Source organism: Thermococcus sp. (assembly GCF_027012695.1).
In the GTDB taxonomy this organism is placed as follows: domain Archaea; phylum Methanobacteriota_B; class Thermococci; order Thermococcales; family Thermococcaceae; genus Thermococcus.
On record NZ_JALUYR010000063.1, the window covers coordinates 1 to 8477 of the forward strand.

Here is an 8477-nt window from a genome sequence, read left to right on the forward strand (position 1 = left end):
TCTACGAGCATTTTGTCCATTCCTTTGGGTCCGAGGGTTGTTCTCACGGTTTCGGCTACGATTCTCGCCGCGAGGATGTTGAGTCTCTGGGCGTCCCTTCCGACGTACCTCTGGGTTCCCTCAGGCAAAATAACAACCGGCTGTCCACTCAGCTGGGCCATCTTTCATTCCTCCTTCAGTTTTTCATTTTTTGCAAATGTGCTTCGTCAGTTCTATATATAAACTTTTCGGTTAAACTGTCCGAGATTTTGCTAATAGATTGAATAAACGCCAGAATATTGAGGCAATTTTTGAAGAAAATGCTAAAACCCTGCCGGACGTAAAACTGTCGTCTGATAATGGAGGGAAATGTCGTGGAGCTCATAAAACAGGGCGCGGAGGCGAAGATCTACCTGGCGGGCTTTGCGGAGTTCTTTGGAGCGGACCTGCTGCCCGGGGAGAAGGTCATCGTGAAGCACAGGATTCCAAAGCGGTACAGGATAAGGGAGATAGACGAGAGGCTTAGGAAGGAGCGAACCGTTCGGGAGGCGAGGGTGCTCCACAGGGCTAAGGCCTTTGGCGTGAACTGTCCCCACGTCTACGAGGTTGATCTAAGGGACATGAAAATTGCCATGGAGTTCATAGAGGGCGATCGCCTCAAGGAGCTTCTCGAGAGTGTCCCGGTGGAGGAGAGACTAAGGCTATGCAGGGAGGTGGGCAGGCAGGTGGGAAAACTCCACGATGCCGGCATAGTCCACGGGGATTTGACGACGAGCAACATGATACTCCGGGAGGGTAAAGTTTACCTGATAGACTTCGGACTGGCGGACTTCGACCCGACGCTCGAAGCGAGGGGCGTTGATCTGCACCTGCTCAAGCGGGCGATGGAGAGCACCCACTACACCTGGTTCGAGGAGGGGTTTGAGGCCGTTCTGGAGGGCTACGCCGAGGTACGCGGGGAGAAGGCCAGAGAGGAAATAGAGAAGAAGCTGGAGGAGATCGAGAGCAGGGGAAGGTACAGGGAGAGGAGCTGGGTGGGATAATCCCCCAAGAGGCGAGATTACTTCTCCCTGAAGGCCCTCAGGATCCTCTCAAAGATCTCCCTCTCCTTTCCGCGCTTTTTCCTCGCGAGCCTCTCGACTATAAGCTCGGGCGTGCTCCTCCCCAGTTTTCCGAAGGCAGGCTGCCTGTCCACGATGAGGTTGAGGTTCTCGTCCAGTCCCCGCGCCTCTATACCGTCCACCCTCGCGAAGGAGAGCTCCTTTTTCAGATCTTCACCCAGATGAGAAACTATGACGACATGGAATCCCCTCTCGTGGGCAACTTTAAGGAGTTCTCCTATTATCTTGACGGCTGCACCGGGCTCGGTTATGGCCTCGAACTCGTCTATGAGGATCAACTTTCTCCCCCCTCCGCGAAGGGCCCTGACGAAGGATTTTAGGGCCGTCTCGAAGGCGCCGGCCCCGTAGGTACTCCTCTTCCTCCTGAAGAAGAAAACCTCATCGAGGGGTTCCACCCAGGCCTTTTCGGCCGGAACGGGGAGCCCCATGTGGGCCAGAACTGTTATCTGGGTTATCAGCTCCAGCAGGGAGGTCTTTCCACCGCTGTTGGCCCCGGTTAGTATCACAACCTTCTCGTCGTTGACAACGTCGGAACCGGGAACATTGAAGCCCTTTGGCTTTCTGCCAACAACATAACTCACCGGCTGGGGGTTCTCGATGAAGAGGTGCCTCCCATTGATGAAGGCCATGCCCCCATCGTGGAGCTCCGGGAAGGTAAAGTTCTCCGCGAAGTCCTTTACCGCCTGGAGGAAGTCGAGCTCGTGAACGGCGGAGAGCTCTTCCCTAAGCCGCTGAAGGAGCGGTATTATTTTCCTGAGTACCTCCCGACTTTTGAGGTAGAGCTCGACCTTCAGTTCTTTCTCGAGCTCCTCCCGGAGAATTTCGACCCTTTCCGGTGGCACGGATACCGGATAGAGTTCCTCCCTTGAAAACAGCTCGACGGTAACGCCGAACCTCTCGCTCAGCTCGTTCTCGGCTTCGTTTATCAGATCGAGTATTTCTCCCTCCACCCCTCCGAAGTGGGAGAATATCGCCTCGTAGTTTCCGGCCTTTAGCTCGCTCAGGAATTCAAGGAGCTCCTTCCCGCTGAGGGTAAGGCTGAACTTCTCGAGCTTCTCCGAGATTCGATCGTTAAGCTCGCGCTCCTTCTCTGCTACCAGTTCCTCCAGGTTATCGAGGGTCTTCTGCTTTTCAATAACCTCTCTCAGGTCTTCGAGGGCCTTCAGAATCTCCCCGGCAACACTCTCTCTTCCGGTGAGCTCGCCGATTCTGGCGAGGGCTTTGAGCGTTTCCCGGTTCTCCCAGAGGGGCAGCACGTATAGCTCCGGCGCTATCTGGGAAGGGACGAGCTCGACGTCTATCCCATAACCGATCGTGCTCAGAACGAGGGGGTATCCTTCGGTGTCCTCAATCTCCGTGGTCACCTCGCAGAGGCCCAGCTTCTCGGCCCTCTCAAGCTCCGACTCATCAACGACGAGAATTCTATCGTGGAGGAAGTCGCGCCTGAATTTTATGGGCTTCACCTTGGAAAGGTGGTCCTTCAGCTCGGGCCGTATCATGGATAGGTTTTCCCTGAAGTAGGCCTGTCTGTGGAGTATCTCTTTCCTATCGGAGACGGGTTCGAACTCGTCCAGAAGGGAGGCGCTCTCAGGCAGGACTAACCTCCTCTTTATCTCCTCCCGGATTGACCTGTATACCGCCCTCGCCTCGGGGTTGAGTTTGAGCTTCATCGCAGGAAGGAGAGTTAACCACCTCAAAAATCTACCGGGTCTTCACCTTCTCCACAACGTGGATGTTCTCTATCCTCGTCACGGGATACTGGCCCTTCTCGTCCTTCTCAACAGCTTTCACCATGTCCCATATCGTGAGGAGCGCAACGCTCACACCGGTCAGGGCCTCCATCTCCACTCCAGTTTTATAGGTTGCCCTTACCTCGCAGGTGGCCTCGATGTAGTCCTCTCCGAATTCAAAGCTTATGTCCACTCCAGTTAAGGGTATCGGGTGGCAGAGCGGAATCAACTCCGGGGTCTTCTTCACCGCCAGAATTCCCGCTATTTGAGCGGTTGCTATGACGTTGCCCTTCTCCGTTTTTCCGGCCTTTATGAGCTCGATGGTTTCCGGCCGGAGGTGGATCCGGCCCTTCGCTACAGCCTTCCTGAAAACCTCCCTCTTGTGCCCTACCTCGACCATCTTAACGCCCTTCTCATCGACGTGGGTCAGCTCCATCTTCCATCCCCCAATATCTCTTGGGCAAAGTTTAAAACCATGACCCCGGACCTATTTTTGATCGGTAGAATTTTACTAGAACCCGGGGTGCGTTCCATGTCCACACCCGCCATACTGGTTGAGAACCTCACGAAGTCGTACGGCCGCGTTAAGGCCGTTGACGGGCTCAGCTTGTCGGTGGAGGAGGGGGAGGTCTTCGGCTTCCTGGGACCCAACGGAGCGGGGAAAACGACGACCATCCTCAGCATGCTTGGAATTGTTATCCCGGATGGGGGAAGGATAGAGATACTCGGCATGGACATGGCCAGGGAGCCGATAAGGATCAAGGAGCGCATCGGTTACCTTCCGGAGAACGCCACCGTTTACGGCGAGCTTACAGCCTGGAGGAACCTTGAGTTCTTCGCGAACTTCTACAGGATGAGCAATGCCGAGAAGGAAAAACGAATTGAGGAGCTCCTCAAGAGGGTGGGCCTCTGGGAGGTCCGCTACCGGAAGGCCAAGACCTTCTCCAAGGGAATGAAGCAGAGGCTTTTGATAGCCCAGACCCTCATAAACGAGCCGGAGCTGTTAATCCTCGACGAACCGACGAGCGGCCTCGATCCTGGGGGTGCGCATCTCGTTAAGGAAATAATCCGCGAGGCGAAGGCAAGCGGAAAGACGGTCTTCTTCTCCAGCCACGTTCTCAGCGAGGTCGAGGAGCTCAGCGATCGCGTCGGCATAATCGTCCGCGGAAGGCTCAAGGCAATTGGCCCCATTGAGGAGATAAAGCGGCAGTTCATGGAGCTTGAAGGATACGAGATAAAGGTTGAGACGAAGGAGCCATTGCCTGAGATCGAACACGAGGACATAGTCAGGATCGAGCGCCTCTCCCCCAACAGGGCCATAATATTCGCCCGCTCGGACATAAGGGAGTGGCTCTCGAGGTACCTCGCCTCCAAAGGAATAACCATCCTGAGCCTTGAAATCGAGGAGCCGAGCCTTGAGGATGTTTTCCTGAGGACGATATACGGGAGGGAGGATGAGTGAGAAAGGTTATCGCCTTTCTGCTGTCGGTTGCTCTCCTGCTCCCGCTGGTGAGCGCTCAGCCCTACGTGACGGTTTTCGAGGGCAGGCTCGCGGATGGACACGCGATAGTGGTGGGTGACTACACCATAACCATCGTCAAGTCAGCGGGAGGAAGCCCTTACCTCATGCTCCGGAACGGGAGCAGGATACTGGAGTTAAAGCCCTTCGCCTTCGGCACCGAAATAGAGCGCGACGGCATCCGGATTCTTCTCGGGAGCTATACACCAAGCGGCGGCTTCATAGTGGTGTCAGTCAGGCCGAGGTTCATCGGTTCGCTCGAACCCAGGGTCGGGGCCACGCTGCACTTCAACGGCACGACGGTTGAGATAACCGCCATTGGAAACAGGACCATTGACGTCTCGGTGAACGGCATTAAAAGGACGCTTGAGATCAATGGAAGTGCCGTCGTTGATCTCGTCGCCCTCGAATACGATGGGAAGGAAGTTAAGGTCTACGCCGCTCCTCCAGCTTCAGAGACCATCAGCGCAGCTTACACTGTATTCTATCCCTATGGGAAGGTGAAGGCCTCAGGATCCGTTGACCTACCCATCACAGTATCGAGCACCACCGACACCGAGCTGATTCTCCCGCTGAGGGTGCTCTCCCTTCCAAAAGGATGGAGCGCGAGCTTCCTCTACGGGGGCGTCGAAGTCGGCGAAATAGTTGTTCCACCCAGGGGGACTGTCAGTCTGATCCTCCACATTGAGCCAGCGGGCAGTGGAGTGATTAGGTTCGCCGTGGGGAACTTCACCGGAACCCTTGAGGTAGAGAGTGCTGGGATAGAGGTTTCCCTCCCCTACCTGAGCCTTGAGGCAGAGGCGGGAACTGCCCTCAGCGTTCCAGTAACGTTCGCCGGAAGGGGAAGGGTTGAGTTTGAACCCGGGGAGCTGCCCGCGGGATGGACGGTCTACCTGACCGACGGCAGGTACAGGCTCAGGAGCTTTGAGGTTGACGGAAGCTTCACCGCAAGCCTGGTGATCGAAGTGCCGAGGAACGCCACCCTGGGAGACCACCGGGTGGACTTCAGGATAAACGGGAAGGTCTATGGGCTGGACGTCTACGTCTACAGGACATACCTCGGTCAGCCCGCGAAACTTACGGTGATTCTAACCGACGAGGCCGGCAACCCCCTCAGGGGATGGGTGGCCGTGGGGGACAGAAACTTAACCACTTCCCCGGCAGGTTCCGTTGAGCTCGAGCTGAAGCCCGGTGAATACACGGTTATAGGGGGTGCCGAGGGCTGTATCCCTGCAAAGGTCAGAATCAGGCTCTCCGACGGCGAGGAAAAGACCCTCAAGCTTGAGCTAAAGCGCGCGGAGTACTACTTCAAGGCGAAGCTCGAGCGGGACGTTCTGGTTGTGGAGCCCAGTGGCAGCGGAAGCACGGGGCTGATTATCCAGAACCTCGGTTCGAGGGACGACGAATATCACGTCACCGTGGAGGGTCTTCCCGAGGGATGGAGCTACGTCCTCAGCCAGGATCCGAGGGGAACGGTGCCCATCGGGAGCCTCCGGGTCAGGAGCGGCGAGAGTGCAACGGCCTACCTCGTGATCTTCCCGCCCTTCAACGCCGAGTCCGGTGAGTTCCACGTGAAGGTGATGGTTTCTGGAAGTGCGTCGAGGGTGGAGCTCCCGCTGACAGTCCGCGTCGAGAACCCCGCCTCCCTCAGGATCGAGCCCGAGACACCGTCCCTCGTTGTCAGGGCAGGGGGAAGCACCGCCACGAGGCTCTGGGTGGACGCCACCGGGACGGTAACCAACGTCAAGTTCACCGTCCAGGCTCCCAGCGGCTGGGAGGTCGAGATCGTTCCGCCGACTCTGCCGCGCATTGGCGTCGAATCCCACGGCAACGTCGTTACGTATCCGGGACCAACCCAGGTTGAACTCAGGATCCGCGTCCCCAAGTCTGCCCCAGCGGGAACCTACACCATAACGGTAACTGCCGCCGGTGATCAGGCCAAGGCCGAGACTGTGATAACGGTTAGAGTCACGCAGGGTTCCAGCGGAACCTGGATCGGGGTCGTCCTCCTGATACTGGCCTTCGGCATAGTGATATGGCTGATGAGGAGGGTCGGCAGGAGATGAACCCGGCCTGGAACATCGCCCTCAAGGAGCTCTACACCTCGGTGAAGAGCAGGCGCTTCGCGGTTATAGTGGCTACCTACCTTCTAATTTTTGGACTGGCGGTCTACGCGATCAAGGACTACCTGATACGGATGGGCGTTCCGACCGTTGAGTCCAACGAGTTCTACCTCTGGGGCGTTAAGGCGGAAATCTACACCACGCCCTTTGCCATGCTCTTCACGGTCAACATGATGATACTCACCATCTTCGGGGCGGTCCTTGGGGCGGCTTTGGGGGCGGACGCCATAAACAGGGAGGTCGAGAGCGGCACGGCGAAGGTCCTGCTGGGGCACCCGGTTTATCGGGACGAGGTCATCAACGGCAAGTTCCTGGGAATGGGGACGCTGATAGCGGTGACCTACCTTGTCTCCTACGTCGTCATGGTCGCGGTTATGCTCATACTCGGCATACCCCTCGACGGAGACTCCCTGCTGAGGGGCTTTCTGGCCATCCTGGTGACGATCCTCTACACCCTGGTATTCCTCTCAATGGGGGTGCTGCTTTCCACCCTATTCAAGAAGCCGGAAACATCAATGCTGACCGCGGTTGGACTGGCGATCTTTCTCACGGTGTTCTACGGAATAGTGGTCGGTATCGCGGCACCGAAGCTGGTTGGACCTGAGCCGCCCTGGGGGACGACCGCCCACGAGATGTGGCAGGAAAACCTTAACACCTGGATGGCCAGGCTCCACTCGATAAACCCCGCGCATCACTACGTCCAGCTTGTCGGCTACATCTTCGGCGGCGACAGGTTCATGAACTACTACATCCCGCTGGGCGATTCCTTTACCTATGGTTTCAACAACCTCGCGGCGCTCCTGATAATGCTGCTCCTGCCCTTCGCCCTCGCCTACGCCCGTTTCCTCACGAGTGACCTGAACTGATGCCTTTTCTTTTTTCGGAATTTTCCGGGAGTTTGAAAAGCCAAGCAAAGGGAGAAAAGAGATCAGCCCTTCGCAACACCCATCGGCCGCATTCTGGCCACGAGCTTGGCTATTCCAGCCTCGTGGACCACGTTGACGACGTTGTCCACACTCTTGTAGGCACCGGGAGCCTCCTCGGCAACAACGCGGAGTGAAGCGGCCCTCACGTAGATGCCCCTCTGAAGGAGCTCGTTTCTCAGTCTGTCGCCACGGTACTGTCTCGTTGCCGCCCTCCTGCTCAGCAATCTTCCTGCGCCGTGGCAGCTTGAACCGAACGTTTCTTTCATCGATCCTTCGGCTCCAGCCAAGACGTAGCTGGCCGTTCCCATCGAGCCGGGAATGAGGACGGGCTGGCCGACGTCGCGGTAAGTCCTTGGCACGTCCGGGTGTCCCGGAGGAAAGGCCCTTGTGGCACCTTTCCTGTGGACGACGACCTTCACTTTCTTTCCATCAACCTCATGCTCCTCAACCTTGGCTATGTTGTGTGCCACGTCGTAGACGATGCCCATCTCCATGTCTTCCGCTTTCCTCTTGAAGACCTCTTCAAAGCTCTCCCTGACCCAGTGGGTTATCATCTGCCTGTTGGCCCAGGCGAAGTTTGCCGCGGCCTTCATCGCGCTGAAATACCTCTGCCCCTCCTCAGTCTGGAAGGGGACGCTGACGAGTTCACGATCCGGCCAGGGCACGTTGTATTTCCTGTTGGCCTTCTCCATTATCCTGAGGTAGTCGCTCGCCACCTGGTGGCCGAGACCTCTCGAACCTGTGTGAACCATCACAACGACCTGTCCTTCAAAGAGGCCGTAGGCCTTCGCTATCTCCTCATCGAAGATCCTGTCAACCACCTGGACCTCGAGGAAGTGGTTTCCTGAGCCGAGGGAACCGAGCTGTGGCGCTCCGCGTTGCTTTGCCCTCTGGCTTACCGCCTCAGGGTCAGCCCCCTCCATTCTTCCACCTTCCTCGAGGTGCTCCAAATCCTCCTTCCAGCCGTAGCCGTTGTCGACTGCCCATTTTGCTCCATCCGCCAATACATCGTCCAGCTGCGTCCAGTGGAGCCTTACGCGGCCTTTGCTTCCAAGGCCACTCGGCACGTTCTTGAAGAG

Annotated in this window: 7 protein-coding genes; 4 read left to right on the forward strand and 3 right to left on the reverse strand. The window is 57.1% G+C overall.

Annotation, left to right across the window (positions count from 1 at the left end; genetic code table 11):
* Positions 1 to 353 precede the first annotated feature (353 nt).
* Positions 354 to 1022 (forward strand): Kae1-associated kinase Bud32, encoded by a 669-nt coding sequence (locus tag MV985_RS05440; RefSeq protein WP_297464117.1) that lies wholly within the window; start codon positions 354 to 356, stop codon positions 1020 to 1022.
* Between the two features lie 17 nt (positions 1023 to 1039).
* On the opposite strand, the gene MV985_RS05445 is transcribed toward MV985_RS05440, so the two are convergent.
* Both MV985_RS05445 and moaC read right to left on the reverse strand, forming a co-directional pair.
* On the reverse strand, positions 1040 to 2770 hold the full coding sequence (locus MV985_RS05445; RefSeq protein WP_297464124.1) for an endonuclease MutS2: 1731 nt from the start codon (positions 2768 to 2770) through the stop codon (positions 1040 to 1042).
* A 31-nt stretch (positions 2771 to 2801) separates the two neighbouring features.
* A complete protein-coding gene (gene moaC / locus MV985_RS05450) occupies positions 2802 to 3266 on the reverse strand; it encodes a cyclic pyranopterin monophosphate synthase MoaC (RefSeq protein WP_297464126.1) in 465 nt (154 codons plus the stop codon).
* Positions 3267 to 3362: 96 nt separating this feature from the next.
* Here moaC and MV985_RS05455 point away from each other — a divergent pair, with 96 nt between their 5' ends.
* Genes MV985_RS05455 through MV985_RS05465 form a run of 3 tightly spaced genes read left to right on the forward strand, consistent with a single transcriptional unit; the run spans position 3363 to position 7338 of the window.
* Positions 3363 to 4292, forward strand: coding sequence for an ABC transporter ATP-binding protein (locus MV985_RS05455; protein ID WP_297464128.1), 930 nt, complete (start codon positions 3363 to 3365; stop codon positions 4290 to 4292).
* Positions 4289 to 6415 (forward strand): NEW3 domain-containing protein, encoded by a 2127-nt coding sequence (locus MV985_RS05460; protein WP_297464129.1) that lies wholly within the window; start codon positions 4289 to 4291, stop codon positions 6413 to 6415. The genes MV985_RS05455 and MV985_RS05460 overlap by 4 nt, the downstream gene beginning before the upstream one ends.
* Positions 6412 to 7338, forward strand: coding sequence for an ABC transporter permease (locus MV985_RS05465; protein ID WP_297464131.1), 927 nt, complete (start codon positions 6412 to 6414; stop codon positions 7336 to 7338). The genes MV985_RS05460 and MV985_RS05465 overlap by 4 nt, the downstream gene beginning before the upstream one ends.
* A gap of 62 nt (positions 7339 to 7400) precedes the next feature.
* Here MV985_RS05465 and MV985_RS05470 read toward each other — a convergent pair.
* Positions 7401 to 8477 (reverse strand): RtcB family protein (locus MV985_RS05470; protein ID WP_297464133.1); only part of this gene is annotated, 1077 nt, incomplete at its 5' end.

Excerpts from the sequence above, each read along its gene's own strand:
- moaC (WP_297464126.1), bottom strand. The coding sequence starts at position 3,266 with ATGGAGCTGACCCACGTCGATGAGAAGGGCGTTAAGATGGTCGAGGTA.
- MV985_RS05445 (WP_297464124.1), bottom strand. The coding sequence starts at position 2,770 with ATGAAGCTCAAACTCAACCCCGAGGCGAGGGCGGTATACAGGTCAATC.
- MV985_RS05465 (WP_297464131.1), top strand. The coding sequence starts at position 6,412 with ATGAACCCGGCCTGGAACATCGCCCTCAAGGAGCTCTACACCTCGGTG.
- MV985_RS05455 (WP_297464128.1), top strand. The coding sequence starts at position 3,363 with ATGTCCACACCCGCCATACTGGTTGAGAACCTCACGAAGTCGTACGGC.